The organism is Mesorhizobium sp. M0106 (assembly GCF_040322715.1).
Taxonomy (GTDB): domain Bacteria; phylum Pseudomonadota; class Alphaproteobacteria; order Rhizobiales; family Rhizobiaceae; genus Mesorhizobium.
In genome coordinates this window covers 166,245-182,907 of sequence record NZ_JAMYUA010000008.1, presented here as the reverse complement: position 1 = coordinate 182,907, position 16,663 = coordinate 166,245, and the positions used below count along the sequence as shown (strand labels likewise).

At 64.0% G+C, this 16,663-nt stretch carries 13 protein-coding genes and 1 pseudogene; 8 read left to right on the top strand and 6 right to left on the bottom strand.

Translation table 11 applies throughout. The features are described from left to right. Position 1: 1 nt before the first annotated feature. Positions 2-1,435, bottom strand: coding sequence for an MFS transporter (locus NKJ55_RS11065; RefSeq protein WP_352449923.1), 1,434 nt, complete (start codon positions 1,433-1,435; stop codon positions 2-4). Between the two features lie 104 nt (positions 1,436-1,539). Between NKJ55_RS11065 and NKJ55_RS11060 the strand changes: the two genes are divergently transcribed. The 3 genes from NKJ55_RS11060 (at position 1,540) to NKJ55_RS11050 (ending at position 5,257) form a co-directional block, all read left to right on the top strand. Then, a complete protein-coding gene (locus NKJ55_RS11060) occupies positions 1,540-2,145 on the top strand; it encodes a TetR/AcrR family transcriptional regulator (protein WP_352449922.1) in 606 nt (201 codons plus the stop codon). A 210-nt stretch (positions 2,146-2,355) separates the two neighbouring features. Next, on the top strand, positions 2,356-4,131 hold the full coding sequence (locus NKJ55_RS11055) for a tetratricopeptide repeat protein (RefSeq protein ID WP_352449961.1): 1,776 nt from the start codon (positions 2,356-2,358) through the stop codon (positions 4,129-4,131). 88 nt (positions 4,132-4,219) lie between these two features. Continuing rightward, entirely contained in the window at positions 4,220-5,257 is a 1,038-nt protein-coding gene (locus NKJ55_RS11050; protein WP_502904478.1) for a glycine--tRNA ligase subunit alpha, read from the top strand. On the opposite strand, the gene NKJ55_RS11040 is transcribed toward NKJ55_RS11050, so the two are convergent. After that, on the bottom strand, positions 5,254-5,427 hold the full coding sequence (locus tag NKJ55_RS11040; RefSeq protein ID WP_352449921.1) for a hypothetical protein: 174 nt from the start codon (positions 5,425-5,427) through the stop codon (positions 5,254-5,256). The genes NKJ55_RS11050 and NKJ55_RS11040 overlap by 4 nt on opposite strands. Before the next feature lie 277 nt (positions 5,428-5,704). Here NKJ55_RS11040 and NKJ55_RS11035 point away from each other — a divergent pair, with 277 nt between their 5' ends. Then, positions 5,705-8,461, top strand: coding sequence for a glycine--tRNA ligase subunit beta (locus tag NKJ55_RS11035; protein WP_352449920.1), 2,757 nt, complete (start codon positions 5,705-5,707; stop codon positions 8,459-8,461). 29 nt (positions 8,462-8,490) lie between these two features. Here the strand turns inward: NKJ55_RS11035 and NKJ55_RS11030 are convergent, their stop codons facing one another. Beyond that, entirely contained in the window at positions 8,491-8,922 is a 432-nt protein-coding gene (locus tag NKJ55_RS11030) for a hypothetical protein (protein ID WP_352449919.1), read from the bottom strand. Positions 8,923-9,081: 159 nt separating this feature from the next. Between NKJ55_RS11030 and NKJ55_RS11025 the strand changes: the two genes are divergently transcribed. The 3 genes from NKJ55_RS11025 to NKJ55_RS11015 all read left to right on the top strand — a co-directional run bounded on the left by NKJ55_RS11025 (position 9,082) and on the right by NKJ55_RS11015 (position 12,264). After that, positions 9,082-10,062 (top strand): L-threonylcarbamoyladenylate synthase, encoded by a 981-nt coding sequence (locus tag NKJ55_RS11025; RefSeq protein ID WP_352449918.1) that lies wholly within the window; start codon positions 9,082-9,084, stop codon positions 10,060-10,062. 18 nt (positions 10,063-10,080) lie between these two features. Further along, on the top strand, positions 10,081-11,511 hold the full coding sequence (locus NKJ55_RS11020; RefSeq protein WP_352449917.1) for an FAD-binding oxidoreductase: 1,431 nt from the start codon (positions 10,081-10,083) through the stop codon (positions 11,509-11,511). Positions 11,512-11,697: 186 nt separating this feature from the next. Then, a complete protein-coding gene (locus tag NKJ55_RS11015) occupies positions 11,698-12,264 on the top strand; it encodes a DUF6101 family protein (protein WP_352449916.1) in 567 nt (188 codons plus the stop codon). 257 nt (positions 12,265-12,521) lie between these two features. On the opposite strand, the gene ubiA is transcribed toward NKJ55_RS11015, so the two are convergent. Next, positions 12,522-13,505 carry a 4-hydroxybenzoate octaprenyltransferase gene (gene ubiA / locus NKJ55_RS11010; protein WP_352449960.1) on the bottom strand — a complete coding sequence of 328 codons (984 nt, stop codon included), beginning with the start codon at positions 13,503-13,505 and terminating at the stop codon, positions 12,522-12,524. A gap of 156 nt (positions 13,506-13,661) precedes the next feature. On the opposite strand from ubiA, the gene purD reads away from it, so the two are divergent. Further along, positions 13,662-14,939: a phosphoribosylamine--glycine ligase gene (gene purD, locus NKJ55_RS11005; protein WP_352449915.1), complete on the top strand. Its 1,278-nt coding sequence runs from the start codon at positions 13,662-13,664 to the stop codon at positions 14,937-14,939. A 20-nt stretch (positions 14,940-14,959) separates the two neighbouring features. Here purD and NKJ55_RS11000 read toward each other — a convergent pair whose 3' ends face one another. Both NKJ55_RS11000 and NKJ55_RS10995 read right to left on the bottom strand, forming a co-directional pair. After that, positions 14,960-15,100, bottom strand: a complete 141-nt coding sequence (locus NKJ55_RS11000; protein ID WP_352449914.1) for a hypothetical protein — start codon at positions 15,098-15,100, stop codon at positions 14,960-14,962. A 361-nt stretch (positions 15,101-15,461) separates the two neighbouring features. After that, positions 15,462-15,821, bottom strand: a pseudogene (locus tag NKJ55_RS10995) (glycoside hydrolase family 25 protein); the annotation flags it as partial. Positions 15,822-16,663: the final 842 nt, after the last annotated feature.

Sequence of the window (16,663 nt, the reverse complement as noted above, 5' to 3'; positions counted from 1 at the left end):
CTCATCGAGCCTTTGCCGGAAGAACCATTGCTGCCAGCAGGCTAACGACGATGCCCGCCGCCGCGAGCCAGAAGGCGACCTGGATGCCGTCGGCGACGGCAATTTTCAACGCATTGCCGGACAATTCGCCGATTTGGCTGTTGGCAATCGCAATCAGCACGGCCATGCCGATGGCGTTGCCGACATTGAGCGTCGTCGAAGCCATCCCCGAGGCGACGCCTTGCTGGTCATGGGCAACGCCGGAAGCGGCGGCAATCCACATTGCGGTCCAGACGATGCCTTGTCCGACGCCGGAGACGATCAGGCCGGGTACGAGGGACAGATAGCTGCTGTCGGCAGTCGCGCCTGATACCATCAATGCTGTGCCGACCGCGCCGACGATCATGCCGCCGACCAGGGTGCTGCGCGTCGAAAAGCGCGTTGCCAGACGCTCGCCGGCTTGCGTACCGGTGGCGATGGCGACCGACGGCACGAGAAAGGCGAGGCCCGTCTGCAAGGCAGTGAAGCCGTGCACGTTCTGCAGCAGCACGGTGAGGAAGTAGGGCAGCGCGCCGAAAGTGGCCATGTAGAGGAAGGTTATCGTCATGCCGGCGACAAGGCTGCGGTTGTGGAACAGGCGCAGCGGCATCAGCGGGTCGGCGCTGTTGGCCTCGATCACGGTGAAGGCGATCAGGAAGAATGCCGCCAGTGCCGCGCTGACAATGATTGCGATCGATCTCCAGCCATATTCGGGCCCCTGAACCAGGGTGAAGACAAGCAGCGTCGCGCCGGCGGTGACGGTCAGTGCGCCCGGCAGATCGAAGCTGCGTTGCTCGTGCCACTTGCGATCGCGCGGGATGATGGCGAAAGCCGCGATGATGGCGATCCCGGCCAGCAGCACGTTGACGTAGAAGACCGACGGCCAGCCGAAGGCGCTGGTCAGAAACCCGCCGGCAAGCGAACCGAGCGTCAGGCCGCTGGCGCCCGCGCCGCCCCAGACGGCGAGCGCCCGGTTGCGTTCCGGCCCTTCGGCGAACAGGCGGTTGATCAGCGACAGCGTCGCCGGAAACAGGAACGCGGCGCCGATGCCTTGTACGGCGCGGGCCGCGATGATGATTTCCGGCGACCAGGCGAGGCCGCCGACCAGAGATGAGAGCGCGTAGAGCCAGAGCGCGAAGATGAAAACGCGGCGCTGGCCGATCAGGTCGGCGGCCCGGCCGCCGAACAGCAGGAAGCCGCCGGTGAACACGGTGTAGGCGCTGACCACCCACTGCAGGGTCTGGCCTGAAAATCCGAGGCCGGCGCCGATCTTCGGCAACGCCACGAAGACGATGTTGAGGTCGAGCGAGATGATGAGCTGCGCGAAGGCGAGGAGCGCCAGCGTTGCGCCATGTTTCGCCCTGCTTGCTCCCTGCGTTATCGCCCCGAGCGGCGCGCCTTGATCCAGTGAACTCATGCCGGACTCCTTGTCGACAATTATTTAATGATCGACAAAGAATTGAAATTTGCAATCCGAAGTCAAGCGGATTATTTGTTGATCGACAAAAATTGGAGACCGCCATGGCAGGCAGGCCAAGGCAATTCGACCGCGACCAGGCGCTGGAGAAAGCCCGCGACGCTTTCTGGAGGCGCGGCTACGAGGGCACTTCGATGGCCGATCTCGTATCGGCGCTTGGCCTCGCATCGGCGCGCATCTATGCCGCCTTCGGCTCGAAGGAGGACCTGTTTCGCGAAGCGGTGGCGCTTTACGAGGCCAATGAGGGCGGCTTTGCCACACGCGCGCTGCAGGAAGAACCAAATGTCCGGCGCGTCATCGAGCGCATGCTTCGCGACGCCGTCGAAATCTATACGAGGCCGGGGCGGCCGCAGGGCTGCATGGTGGTGACGGCCGCGACCAATTGCGCCGTCGAAAATGACGCCGTGCTGCAATGGCTGGCGGAGCATCGGCTGGCGCGTACCGCGTCGATCGTCGAGCGATTGAAAAAAGCCGTGCGCGATGGCGAATTGAAGCCGGAGACCGATGCCGAGACGCTGGGTGACTATTACGCCACGCTGATGCACGGCCTTTCGGTGCAGGCACGCGACGGCGTGCCGAAAAAGCGGCTGCACGATCTTGTCACCGTCGCCATGCAGGCGCTCGACGCAAGCCTTTCGCAAGCACCCTGAGGTTCGGGGCCGTGACGCCGGTTTCCCATTGCCGAATTGTCGCAATGCGGTCGTGCGACCTCTTTCGGCATGGTTTATTAATTGCTTGACCCGATTGTGAATTCGGGCCGGGTTGAAGCACGACCCCAAAAAGGCCATGCTTTACCTGTAAAGATCGAGTCTACGGCGATCCCGCTGACGCGGAGATGGCGTTTGGCTGAAAGGGATATGATGCGGCAAGGATATGCGCGCTGGCTGACGGGGCTGGCAATCGCGACGGGCATGGCGATCTCGGCTTTGCCGGCGCATGCCAAACAGACCGCCGAGCCGGTCAGGATCACATCCTTCTCGGGGGCCTATCTTGCCGCCAGGATCGCCGATGGCGACAACGACCTCGACAGCGCCATCTCCTATTACAAGCAGGCGCTTGCGTTCGATCCGAACGATACGGGACTGCAGCAAAGCCTGATGCTGTCGCTGATCGCGCAGGGGCGCTTCGACGAATCCCTGGTCTATGCTGACAAGCTCAAGGCGGTTCCCGACGTCGAGCGCTTCTCGCGCCTGGCGCTGGCCATCGATTCCTTCCACAAGAAGGATTTCTCCAAAGCCGAATACTGGCTCAAGCTGTCGCTCGAATCCGATCTCGACCGGCTGATCTCCGGCGTCATGACCGGCTGGGCCAAGCAGGGTGCGGGTGACGCCGGCGAGGCCATGGCTTCCATCGACAAGCTGCAGGGCCCCGACTGGTTCAGCTTGTTCAAGTCCTTCCACCGCGCCTTGATTGCCGACGCCTCCGGCCTGCCCGACAGGGCGGATGCGCTCTACACCGCCACCGTGCAGGACACGGCGGCAGGCGGTGCGGCCCCCGAAACATGGATGCGCAACGCGCAGGCCTACGCCTCTTTCCTCGCCCGCAAAGGCGACAAGGCCAAGGCGCTGTCGGTGCTCGACAAGGCCGAGGCGTTCGCCCCGGGCAAGGTCGAGATTGCGGCCCTTCGCGACAAGATCAACAAGGGCGAAAAGATCGAGCCCTTCGTTGCCGGTCCGTCGGACGGCGCCTCGGAAATCCTGCTCGATCTCGCCACCGCGCTCAACCGCGGCGGCGGCGAGCCGTTCGTGCGGCTTTATCTGCAATATGCCCTGGCGCTGCGGCCCGACAACGACGCGGCGCTCGTTCAGCTTGCCGCCGTTGCCGAGCAGTTGAAAGATGGCGAGGGCGCCATCGCGCTCTATCGCCGCATTCCCGCTGGCTCGCCGCTGAAGGAGCTTTCGGACCTGCAGCTTGGCCTCAACCTTGCCGATCTCGACCGCAACGACGAGGCGATCACTCACCTCAAGGCCATCGTCGATGCGCATCCAGACGACATGCGCGCCTATCTGGCGCTCGGCGGCGTCTATTCCTCGAAGGAGGATTTCCGCTCCGCCGCCAATCTTTACGACAAGGCGGTCGAGGTGCTGAAGACGCCGACTGCCGCCAACTGGAACATTTTCTACCAGCGCGGCATCGCCTATGAGCGACTGAAGGAATGGCCGAAGGCCGAGCCGAATTTCCGCAAGGCGCTGGAGCTCTACCCCGACCAGCCGCAGGTTCTGAACTATCTCGGCTATTCCTGGGTCGACAAGAACATGAACCTCAAGGAAGGCCTCGCGATGATCCAGAAGGCCGTCGACCTGAGGCCGAGCGACGGCTACATCGTCGATTCGCTGGGCTGGGCCTATTACCGCCTTGGCCAGTTCGACGATGCGGTGCGCGAAATGGAACGCGCCGTTTCGTTGAAGCCGGAGGATCCGGTGCTCAACGATCACCTCGGCGACGTCTACTGGCGCGTCGGCCGCAAGCTGGAAGCCACCTTCCAGTGGAACCAGGCCCGCGACCTGAAGCCGGACCCGGACGTGCTTGCCGCCTTGCAGCAAAAGCTGATGAAGGGCCTGCCGCCGATCGAATCCAACACGGCGCAGGAAACCCCGAACGTAAAGCCCGTGCCGGCGCCGGCGCCCAAGGGGTGACTCCATCGCCTTGACGGTCGCGGAGCGGCACTCTACGAGGTGCCGCATCCCGCCGGAGGCCGCCGTGACCGTTCATATCCCTGCCCATATGCATCCCAGCCGCTCGTTCCAGGGGCTGATCCTGACTTTGCATAATTACTGGGCGGACTATGGCTGCGTCGTCCTCCAGCCTTACGACATGGAAGTCGGCGCCGGCACCTTCCATCCGGCAACGACATTGCGCGCGCTCGGTCCAAAACGCTGGAACGCGGCTTATGTCCAGCCCTCGCGCCGCCCCAAGGACGGCCGCTATGGCGAGAACCCGAACCGGCTGCAGCACTATTATCAATACCAGGTGATCCTGAAGCCCAATCCGCCCAATCTGCAGGAGCTTTATCTCGGCTCGCTGGCCGCGATTGGCATCGATCCCCTGCTGCATGACATCCGCTTCGTCGAGGACGACTGGGAAAGCCCGACGCTGGGCGCCTGGGGGCTGGGCTGGGAGTGCTGGTGCGACGGCATGGAGGTGTCGCAGTTCACCTATTTCCAGCAGGTCTGCGGCATCGAATGCGCCCCGGTGGCGGGCGAGCTCACTTACGGGCTGGAACGGCTGGCCATGTATGTGCAGGGCGTCGACAATGTCTACGACCTCAACTTCAACGGCCGTGAAGGCGCCGACAAGGTGACCTATGGCGACGTCTTCCTGCAGGCCGAGCAGGAATATTCGCGCCATAATTTCGAATTTGCCAACACCGCGATGTTGCTGCGCCATTTCGAAGACGCCGAAGCCGAGTGCAAGGCGTTGCTACAAGCCGGCGCGCCCATCTTCCCCCTTGAGGGGGAGACGCCCGCGAAGCGGGCAGAGGGGGTCGCATCAGAAGGCACCGCAGGTCAGGCGTCGAGCACTGCACGAGCGACCCCTCCCGGCCGGACCTTGTCTGGTCCCCTCAAGGGGGAGGGATACCACCGCCTCGTGTTCCCAGCCTACGACCAGTGCATCAAGGCCAGCCACGTCTTCAATCTGCTCGACGCACGCGGCGTGATTTCGGTCACCGAGCGCCAGAGTTATATTTTGCGGGTGCGCAATCTGGCCAAAGCCTGCGGCGAGGCGTTTCTGCTGACGCAGGCGGGCGGGCTGGCGGCCTAGCTCAAGGCGAATTCGGCAGGAGTGCTGATTGGTAACGCACCCTGGCCGCTGGAGCCGGCCATTGTCCGCAGCGCTTGCCTGACGCCGGGCATCGAGAACGTGCCATGAGCCTGCGCCGCGAAACAGGCGCTGAGCGCGAGGATCTGCAGGAATGTCGATGCCGTTTTCATGGTCGTTCAGCCAATAGCTCTCTGCCTGAGCGTTGGTCGCTTCAGCGCTGCGTTCGGTTCATGGAAATCTTTGATCCAAGGACGGGCGGATCGGTCCGTGTCCGACAGGCGGCTGAATTTTTTCGGAAATCGCCGTTGGACGCCTTGATCGTGCTGGCCCGATCTTGCTGGGAAGGGTGACAGCAGCCGACCGAGTTGCTATGCCCCGCTTACCTCCGCCTCGATGGGGGAGGACGCCGCGAAGCGGCGGCTGTTTTTTGTCGCGTGAGCTCTTTCAATGCCTGACCTGCTTCTAGAACTTCGTTCCGAAGAAATCCCCGCTCGCATGCAGCGCAAGGCGGCCGGCGACCTGAAGAAGCTTTTGACCGACGGTCTGGTCGAAGCCGGGCTGACCTATGAGGCGGCGCGCGAATATTGGACGCCGCGCCGGTTGACGCTCGACATTCGCGGCCTGACCGCGCGCTCGAAGGACATCAGCGAGGAGATCAAGGGGCCCTCGACCAAGGCGCCCGAGCCGGCGGTGCAAGGTTTTCTGCGCAAGGCCAGCCTTGCCTCGATTGCCGAGGCGCATGTTCATTCCGATCCGAAGAAGGGCGACTTCTATGTCGCCCATATTTCCAGGCCGGGCAGGCCGGCGGAGCAGATCATCGCCGAGCTGGTGCCGGGCATCATCCGCAACTTCCCCTGGCCGAAATCGATGCGCTGGGGGCCGGCTTCAGCCAAGCCCGGCTCGCTGCGCTGGGTGCGGCCGCTGCAATCGATCCTGTGCACCTTCGGCCCCGAAACCGAGGAGCCGGTGGTCGTCGATTTCGAGATCGACGGCATCCGCTCAGGCAATATCACTTACGGCCACCGTTTCCATGCGCCTGGCGCCATCACGGTGCGCCGCTTCGACGATTATGTCGCCAGGCTTGAGGCGGCCAAGGTCGTGCTCGATGCCGACAGGCGCAAAGAGATCATCCTTGCCGATGCCAGGAACCTCGCCTTCGCCAGCGGGCTCGACCTCGTCGAGGACGAGGGGCTGCTGGAGGAAGTGTCGGGCCTGGTCGAATGGCCTGTCGTGCTGATGGGCGAATTCGAGCAGGATTTTCTCGCCATTCCGGCCGAGGTAATCCGGCTCACCATCCGCGCCAACCAGAAGTGCTTCGTGACGACGCGCCAAATCTCCCCCCTCGAGGGGGAGATGTCGCCGAAGGCGACAGAGGGGGTCGCCTCGCGTGGATCGGCGGCATCCCCTGTCCGCGACAGGGAGTCGCGTCAGGTCGTGCCGACCCCCTCTGGCCTACCGGCCATCTCCCCCTCAAGGGGGGAGATCAGCCAATCGCCGCTCTCCAACCGCTTCATCCTGACCGCCAATATCGAGGCCAAGGACGGCGGCAAGGAGATCGCCCATGGCAACGGCAAGGTGGTGCGCGCCCGCCTGTCCGACGCGCTCTATTTCTGGAAAACCGACCAGGGCGACCTGCCGGATCTCGACCAGCTGCAGGCATCGGCGCAAAAGTTCGGACTCGACCTCAACAAGCCACTCGACCAGCGCATGGCCCGCCTCGACCACCTCAATGTAACGTTTCATGCCAAGCTCGGCACGCAAGGCGAGCGGGTGGAGCGGATTGCCAGGTTGGCCGAAGAACTAGCACCAATCGTGGCGCGCGCAATCTCCCCCCTTGAGGGGGAGATGGCCGGCAGGCCAGAGGGGGTCGCTTCGCGTGAAGCGCCGGCGTCCTCTGTCCAAAATAGGAAGCCGCATCAGGACGTGCCGACCCCCTCTGTCGCCTTCGGCGACATCTCCCCCTCGAGGGGGGAGATTATCGCGCTGGCGCGCCGCGCCGCCGTGCTCGCCAAGGCCGACCTCACCACCGAGGTGGTCGGCGAGTTCCCGGAACTGCAAGGCGCCATGGGCCGCAAATACGCGCTGCTGCAGGGCGAGCATCCATCAGTCGCCGCCGCCATCGAGGAGCACTACAAGCCGCAGGGCCCGTCCGATCGCGTGCCGACCGATCCGGTATCGGTCGCCGTGGCGCTTGCCGACAAGCTCGATACGCTGGTCGGGTTTTGGGCGATCGATGAAAAGCCAACCGGATCGAAGGACCCCTATGCGCTCAGAAGAGCGGCGCTGGGGGTGGTCAGGATTTTGGTCGAGAATGGGATCAGAATTCGTCTTAAAACAAGCTGGAGAACGGCGTGGCTACTTTTTGCCGATCAGCGCTGGAATAGGGAACTGGGCGAGGCGGCTATTCGGTTTGCGGATGCTGAAACATTCACTGGTTTGGAGTTTGATGAAGTGCGTTTTGCCGCAATTGCTGCAAGCGTCGACTCGCTCCTCCGTAAGCAGATAGCCGTTTGGTTGCGTACCTTTGACGCTGGCCAAAACGACCTCCTCTCCTTTTTCCAGGACCGCCTAAAGGTCTATCTCCGCGACCAGGGTGCACGGCACGATTTGATCGATGCCGTCCTGGCGAGTGGCGGAAGCGCGCCAATCTCCCCCCTAGAGGGGGAGATGTCGGCGAAGCCGACAGCGGGGGGCGCTGTCCCGCCGGCGTCTCATTCTGTCGCGCCCCCCTCTGCCCTGCCGGGCATCTCCCCCTCAAGGGGGGAGATCGGCCAATCGTCGAACGACGATCTCCTGCAAATAGTCCGCCGCGTCGAAGCACTCGGCTCCTTCCTCGACACCGAGGACGGCAGGAACCTGCTTGCCGGCACCAAGCGCGCGGCCAACATTGTGGCTGCCGAAGAGAAGAAGGCGACAGCGATCGCAAGCAGCGTTGAGCCGGCTCTGTTCCGGGAGGGCGCCGAAAAAACCTTGTACGCCGCGGTCAATCAGGCCGAGAGGCAAGCCGGCGAAGCAATTCAAAACGAAGACTTTTCCGCCGCCATGCTGGAGCTTAGCGTGTTGCGCGAGCCGGTTGATTCATTCTTTGAGAAAGTCCTGGTAAACGACGAGGACCAGGCCGTGCGCGCCAATCGCCTGGCATTGCTCGCCCGCATCCGCGCGGCGACCGACCGGGTCGCGGATTTCTCCAAGATAGCCGGCTGACGTCCGGGAAAAAATCATCGCTTGTGGCGCTATTTGGGCTGGTCGGGAGCTGCTAGCGGCGCAGGCTTCGGCGCGGCCGCCTCAGGGGTTTTGCTGGCGACCTTTGGGTCGGCTTTGCTGTCCGCGGCGGGCGCGGCAGCGGTGGCCGGCGCGGCTTTGGGCGCGGGCGTTGCAAAGGCATCGCCGACGATACCGCCGCGAATGATCATCGGACTTCCGGCGAAGCCATGGTTCGGCTGGCTCGGGATTGCCGCGACCTTTTCATCGGTGACGTTTTCATTGACGTCAGGCAACTTCTCGCCGAGCGCGACGATCGACGGTGTTTTCGCCCGTTCGAGCGCGCTGGCACTTACAACCGAAGGCGTCGCCGTCGTTTGCCCGAGAAAAACGAGCGATGAGGCCTGTACCGTGCCGGCCATAAACGCCAGACCAAGCGCTCCAAGGATACGCATCGAAAGCATGATAATTCCCCTTGCCCAACAAGACGGCACCGTAGCGGATGGCAGTTGATGCCGGCTTGCGGGGAAACAGAGCATTTTAGCGATTTGCGATTCGCCTACGCCCGGACTTGCTCCGTCGGCGTCAGCGTATTAGGCACCCGCATCCGTGAGGTGACGACAGTGGCTGAAATTCGTGCCGTCGGCGAGGCGATGAAAAGGGCGTTGGCGCTGCTCGAGAGCGGCGATGTCGTCGCCATCCCGACCGAGACCGTTTATGGGCTGGCCGGCGACGCGACCAATGGCGTTGCCGTGGCTCGTATCTTCGAAGCCAAGGGCCGACCTCGCTTCAACCCGCTGATCGCCCATATAGCCGACCCGGCGATGGCCGAGCGCATCGCGCTGTTCGATCCGCTGTCGGAAAGATTGGCGCAGGTATTCTGGCCGGGGCCGCTGACGCTGGTGCTGCCGCAACGGCCCGGCAACGGCATTCATCCGCTGGTCACCGCCGGCCTGGAAACGATCGCGCTGCGCATGCCGAAAGGCTTTGGCGGCGAGCTGATCGCCAGGTTCGGCCGCGCGCTGGCGGCGCCCAGCGCCAATTCCTCGGGCAGGATCAGCGCCACGACGGCCGAAGCCGTGGCCGCCGATCTCGGTCCCCGGATCAAGCTTGTGGTCGACGGCGGCGCGACGCCGGTCGGGCTGGAATCGACCATCGTCAAGGTCGAAGCTGGAAAGCTGCGGCTGCTGCGGCCGGGCGGCATTGCCGCCGAAGAGATCGAAGCGGTGGCCGGGACAAAGTTGCTGCGCGGCGCTTCGGTTATCGAGGCGCCCGGCATGCTCGCCTCGCACTATGCGCCAGGTGCGGCAGTGCGGCTCAATGCTGCGGAGGTCGCACCGGGGGAAGCCTTGCTGGCCTTCGGCCGCCGCCGTGCCGAAGGCTGGCGCGATGCAGCCGCCCTGCGCAACTTGTCGGAGACCGGCGACCTGCGCGAGGCGGCAAGCAATCTCTTCACCCATCTGCAGGATCTCGATGGCAGTGGCGCCAAAACCATCGCCGTCGAGCCGATCCCGTTCGACGGGCTGGGCGAGGCGATCAATGACCGGCTTTCGCGCGCCGCCGCCCCGCGTGACAAGATCGCCCCGCGTGACAAGATGGATTGAGCACCATAGTTTCCACCCATGAACGACATTTCCCCCGATCTCGACCCCGCCGTCGTCGCGCGCTTTGCGACAATCGTCGGCGATAAATATGCGCTGCGCGATCAGCGGGACATCGCGCCTTACCTAGCCGAGCGGCGCGGACTTTGGCACGGCAGGACGGCTTTGGTGCTGAGGCCGGGGACCGTCGAGGAGGTCAGCAGCATCATGCGGCTGGCGACCGAAACTGGCACGCCCATTGTGCCGCAAAGCGGCAACACCGGGCTGGTCGGCGCCCAGGTGCCGGACGCATCCGGCCGCGAGATCGTGCTGTCGCTGTCGCGGCTGAACCGCATCCGCGAAATCGATACGCTGTCCAACACGGTCACGGTCGAAACCGGCGTCATCCTGCAGACGCTGCAGGAAGCGGCCGATGCCGCCGACCGGCTGTTTCCGCTGTCGCTTGCCGCGCAAGGCTCCTGCCAGATCGGCGGCAATCTCTCCTCCAACGCCGGCGGCACCGGCGTGCTTGCCTACGGCAATGCGCGCGAGCTCTGCCTCGGCGTCGAAGTGGTGCTGCCGACCGGTGAAGTGTTCGACGATCTGCGCAAGCTGAAAAAGGACAATACCGGCTACGATTTGAAGAACCTGTTCGTCGGCGCCGAGGGTACGCTCGGCATCATCACCGCCGCCGTGCTTAAGCTGTTCCCCAAGCCCAAGGGGCGCGAGGTGGCGTTTGCCGGCCTGTCATCGCCGGAGGCGGCACTGTCGCTGTTCAGCCTCGCGATGGACCGTGCAGGGGCAGCGCTCACCGCCTTCGAGCTGATTGGCCAGAGGCCCTACGACTTCACGCTTGCCCACGCGCAAGGCGTGGTACGGCCGCTGGCCGGCGATTGGCCGTGGTATGTGCTGATGCAGATCTCGTCGGGCCGTTCGGCCGAGGATGCCAGGGCGCTGATCGAGGAGGTGCTGGAGGCAGGCCTCGAGCAAGGCATCGTCGGCGATGCGGTGATCGCGGCAAGCATGGCCCAGGGCGATGCGTTCTGGAATTTCCGCGAGGTGCTGCCCGAGGCGCAGAAACCGGAAGGTGCCTCGATCAAGCACGACATCTCGGTGCCGGTGGCGTCAATCCCGCCCTTCATCGAAAAGGCCGCCGGCGCCGTGCAATCGGTCAGTCCCGGCGCGCGCGTCGTCTGCTTCGGCCACATGGGCGACGGCAATCTGCACTACAACATTTCCCGGCCGGTCGACGGCGATGACGAGGCGTTTCTCGGCCTTTACCACGTCATGAACAAGGCCGTGCACGAGGTCGTGCGCTCGTTTCATGGCTCGATCTCGGCCGAGCACGGCATCGGCCAGTTGAAGCGGGACGAATTGATCGCGACGGCGCCGCCGATGGCGATCGAGCTGATGCGCAGGGTGAAGGCCGCGTTCGACCCGGCCGGCATCATGAATCCGGGTAAGGTTATCTGATCCTTTCGCCGGCCCGCGCCGGTTCGCATTTCGATAACCATCCGCCCCGGATCAGCAAAATTTAACCGACTTTCTTAAGCGCGAGGATAAGAAGCCCGCGCTAATGTTTCTCCACAAACGAGGCTGGGAAAACCGGCCCGGAGAACCGGAAACACCGGCTCTCAGGAGAAACAGGAAAGGCACGATATGAACACTGGACTGAAGCCAGTCTGGGCCGGCCGCAATATGCGTCTCGACCCATTCCGCCTGCCGCAGGTGGTGAGCTACGCCACGCGCGACGACTATGGCGACGTCACCTTCACCATCGACCAGCGCGGCGCGGTTATCCGCCGCACGCTGGAGATGAGCGGCGTGCCGGCGATCATCGCTATGCCCGCCAACGCGTTTCGCGGCGTCGCCGCCCGCGCAATGGAGGATCCGGATGGCAATGTCACAGTGACGCTTGAGCTTCTGCACAACGACCCGATGCTGTCGGTGCCGCTGCTGGTGGCCGACGATCTCGACGATGTCGCCGCTGACTGGCCCGCCTGGGCCGACGCCTACCGGCTGCCGATGCTGCTGATCGAGGCCGACGGCATTGCCCGCACGCTGGAAGAATCGCTCGGCGCCGCCATCAAGGCGCTGCCGCCGCAGGACCGCCGCAAAGGTCGCGTCTCGACCATGCGCCGCCCGCGCTTCCTCGCCCGCCGCCGCGCCGGCGACCTCGGCCTCAGGCTGGTCATCGGCGGCGAGGAGCTTATTTCGCGGGAATAGATTGAAATCAGCTTGCAAGTTGGCGCTGCCCCTCATCCGGCTGCCGCCACCTTCTCCCCGTATAGTGACGGGGAGAAGGGACACTGGCCGCAATTTCGGCACTCTTTCTGCAAACGCTTGAGATTGGCGAAATCCGTTGCGAAGGCGTGCTTCTCCCCGTCACTATACGGGGAGAAGTGCCCGGCAGGGCGATGAGGGGCGGCATAAGCAGTTGGAGAAAGGTCGATTCCGCAGCTGCCGAATCGATACCGCTGCTCTTAAACCAGCGGCTTCAGCGCCACCCAGACCGCGCCGCCGATCAGGCCGAGGAAGATCAGCCAGCCGACCTGATTGTTCGATCTGAACAGCCTCAGGCACTGGTCCGGATCGTCGATGTCGAGCACGCCGATCTGCCGCGCCATATGGGCGCCGGCGGCGATCAGCCCGGCGAGCGCCGGTACCGGTGCCTGTGCCGAGGCGAAGGCAATGGCGAAGCAGACCAGCGCTCCGCCATAAAGTCCGGCCAGCCAGGCTTTGGTGTTGTCGCCGAACAGGCGCGCCGTCGAGCGCACGCCGACGATGGCGTCGTCTTCCTTGTCCTGATGCGCATAGATCGTGTCGTAGCCGATCACCCACAGGATCGAGCCGATATAGAGCATGATTGCCGGCCCATCGAGATCGCCGAACTCGACCGCCCATCCCATCAGCGCGCCCCAGGAAAAGGCAAGGCCGAGAACGAGTTGCGGCCAATTGGTGTACCGCTTCATGAACGGGTAGACGGCGACGATGACCAGCGAGCCGATGCCGAGCAAGATGGCGAAGCTGTTGAACTGCAAAAGCACGGCAAGGCCGACCAGTGCCTGCACGACAACAAACATCCAGGCCTGCCGGCGCGTGACCTTGCCGGCCGGCAGCGGCCGCGAGCGCGTGCGTTCCACCTGGTTGTCGATGTTCTCGTCGACCAAATCATTGTAGGTGCAGCCGGCACCGCGCATGGCGAACGCGCCAAGAAAAAACAATAGGAGATACCACGGCGACGGCAGCAGCGAGAGCAGCGGATCCGACGGACGCGGATAGGCGCTCGCGGCAAGTGCAGCCGACCACCAGCACGGCCACAGCAGCAATTGCCAGCCGATCGGCCGGTCCCACCGGGCAAGCTGCGCATAGGGCCACAACCGCCGCGGCAGCGCGCGATAGACCCAGTGGCCGCTCGGCGCATCGGCGACGCGGCCCTGGGCCGCTTTCGACTGGACGGTTTCCATTTTGCTGGAGTGGCAGCAGAGGCGAATGCCGTCAAGCGTCAAGCAGCCCCCGCACGCTCGCCACGCGCAATCGGCGCTTCGGCAGCCAAATGTCTTGACCCGTCGCGCGCGGCGCAATAGCGCAGTCCTGGTCTTGGAATGACGAGGAATCTGGGCATGCGTGTTTTACTGATCGGCTCCGGCGGACGCGAACATGCGCTGGCCTGGAAGATCGCGGCCTCGCCGCTGCTGACCAGGCTCTACGCGGCGCCCGGCAATCCGGGCATCGGCCACGAAGCCGAACTGGTGAGGCTCGATACTGCCGATCACGCAGCGGTGGTCCGGTTTTGCCGCGAGAATGAAATAGGCCTCGTCGTGGTCGGGCCGGAAGGGCCGCTGGTCGCCGGCATTGCCGACGACCTGCGCGCCGAGGGCATCCGCGTCTTCGGACCGTCAAAGGCAGCGGCACGGCTGGAAGGCTCGAAAGGTTTCACCAAAGACCTCTGCGCCAAATACGGCATCCCGACCGCCGCCTATGGCCGCTTCGACGATCTGGCTTCGGCCAGGACCTATGTCGAGAAGACGGGTGCGCCGATCGTCATCAAGGCCGACGGCCTCGCTGCCGGCAAGGGCGTCACCGTCGCCATGACGCTTGACGAGGCGCTGGCCGCGCTCGACGCCTGTTTTGACGGCTCCTTCGGCCAGGCCGGCGCGGAAGTGGTGGTCGAGGAGTTTCTCGTCGGCGAAGAAGCAAGCTTCTTCTGCCTGTGCGACGGCACCACCGCGCTGCCCTTCGGTACCGCGCAGGACCATAAGCGCCGCAGTGACGGCGACACCGGCCCGAACACCGGCGGCATGGGCGCCTATTCGCCGGCGCCGGTGATGACGCCGGAGATGATCGACCGCACCATGCGCGAGATCGTCGATCCGACCATGCGCGGCATGGCCGAAACAGGCGCGCCGTTTTCCGGCGTGCTGTTCGCCGGGCTGATGATCACTGACAGCGGGCCGAAGCTGATCGAATACAACACCCGTTTCGGCGACCCGGAATGCCAGGTGCTGATGATGCGGCTGAAGGACGATCTGCTCGTCCTGCTCAACGCAGCCGCCGACGGCCAGCTGGCGCACACCTCGGTGCGCTGGCGCGACGAGGCGGCGCTCACCGTGGTGATGGCAGCGAGGGGCTATCCCGGCACGCCGGAAAAGGGCTCGGTCATCCGCGGCGTCGAGGCGGCGGCGGGTGAGGGCGTCGAGATATTTCATGCCGGCACCGCCATAAACGGCGGCGCACTCGTCGCCAATGGCGGTCGCGTGCTCAACATCACGGCGACCGGCCGCACGGTCGGCGAGGCGCAGAAGAAGGCTTACGCCGCGCTCGACCGGATCGACTGGCCGCAAGGCTTTTGCCGCCGCGACATTGGCTGGCTGGCGGTGGCGCGCGAGCAGGCGAACTGATGCTCGGGCGGCCTTCGGTCTCAGCGCAAGCCGTGGTCGAATTCGGTCGAGACGCTGCTGACCGCATCGGCGGTGGAGACAAATCCTGGCACCGATGCCGCACGCTTTTCGTTTCGCGTCCAGGCGACATATTCGGCAATCCCGCGCAGAAGGCCCGGCACCGCCTTCGCCGCAGGTATTTTGAAAGCCGCTGCTGAACCTGGCCAGGCGAGCCCTGAATACCGCGACCATCTCCTCGAAGCTTGCTGGCGTCACGCTAGCGTAAGTGATGGTGCCGCCGGCGAGCCCGGCTTCGCGTGAGAGCGGCACCGGTATGGAGGCGAGGTAATCCGGCTGCACGTCGATCAGGCCGCCGAACGGCCACTGCGCGCGCAATTCCGTGGCGTTCATCGGCGCGACGCTGACGTCGATATCGTTGGGTGTGCCCGCGACCCTGTAAGGGCAGCGGAACCGGCCGCAATTTGCTCGCGCCGAAAACTGCCAGAGCGCATAACCCTGCCAGTTGCCCATCGGAAAATGCACGCCGATGTCTGGCTTGTAGCGCGCATACCACAGCGGCAGCCGGGACAGGAGCGGGTATTTATACTTGTTGTCGGCGATATGCCTGGCTGTCGTGCCGTTGGTGTAGAGCACCGGAAAGCGGCCAACCCGACGATGCACATGGCGCACAAATTCTTCGGCGTCGTCCAGCGACATCCACTGCGTCGGGTCGTCGTCCTCGATGTCGAGGGCAAGCAGGTCGTCCGGCCCGGGTTCGGCGAACTCGATGAAATTATTGGCCTGTCCCACGGGGTTGCCGGGGCGGGCGAGATGATAGGCACCCCATTTCAGGCCCAGCGCCTTGGCCACCACCTTGCGCGTCTGGAACAGTTCCTGTGCCATCGCATGGCGCTTCCAAAGCGTCTTGCACAGCCGCGTCTCGGTCTCGTCGCCGAAACAGAAATATGGTGGCGGCATTCCGTCGGATGCCTTGTTGATGAAGCCGACAAGACGCTTGTCGGCGGCTAGCCGGGTCCAGTCGATGGAATTGTATTCGTAGGCGTCGACGACCAGCGCCCGGTCGGCATCCTTCCAAGGTTCGGAGAAATCCGAGGCCTTTGCCGGCGTCAGCGCCAGGGTCATCGCGGCCGCGACAACGAGAAGTGCTGAGCGGACAAGGGGGCGCGCCGGCGTTTTCAAACAGCAGATCCTTGCTGGCCAAAGCCAAATCCTGAACCGCCATGGTTAAGGAAATGCTTTCGATCGCGGCCCGCGCATGCCACGGCTCGGTCAGCTTCTCCGTCGATGGTCTTGATGGTTGTCACTGGCGAGAGGGGATATGAAACGGGTCGAGCGCCGGCACTTGCAACAGCGTTCCCTCGGCCTCGCGTTTGCGATGAGGGGTCAGCGAACATGGTGGTGAGCACAATATGCCGCGATCCGACCAATAGGCTGCACCGTTCTCGACCTTACCTTCATGATAGCAAAAACCGGCCGTCCGCCAGAGCAGGCGCATTCGCTACAGCGATAGGTGTCAGGTCGTGCGAGCACGAGGCAATCCTATTTCGGTGTTCTGCTCTCTCTTGCCGAATTTAGCCTGCGTCGTGGCAATTGCAAAATCCGCGTGACAAAGTTTGACGTTTACGTAAAAAGAAGATGGACAGGGAACTCCGAAAGCAGATGATTTTGCATCGGCACAGGTCTTAAGTAGACCTGCCAGACTGGGGAGGGCCAGACTGGGGAGG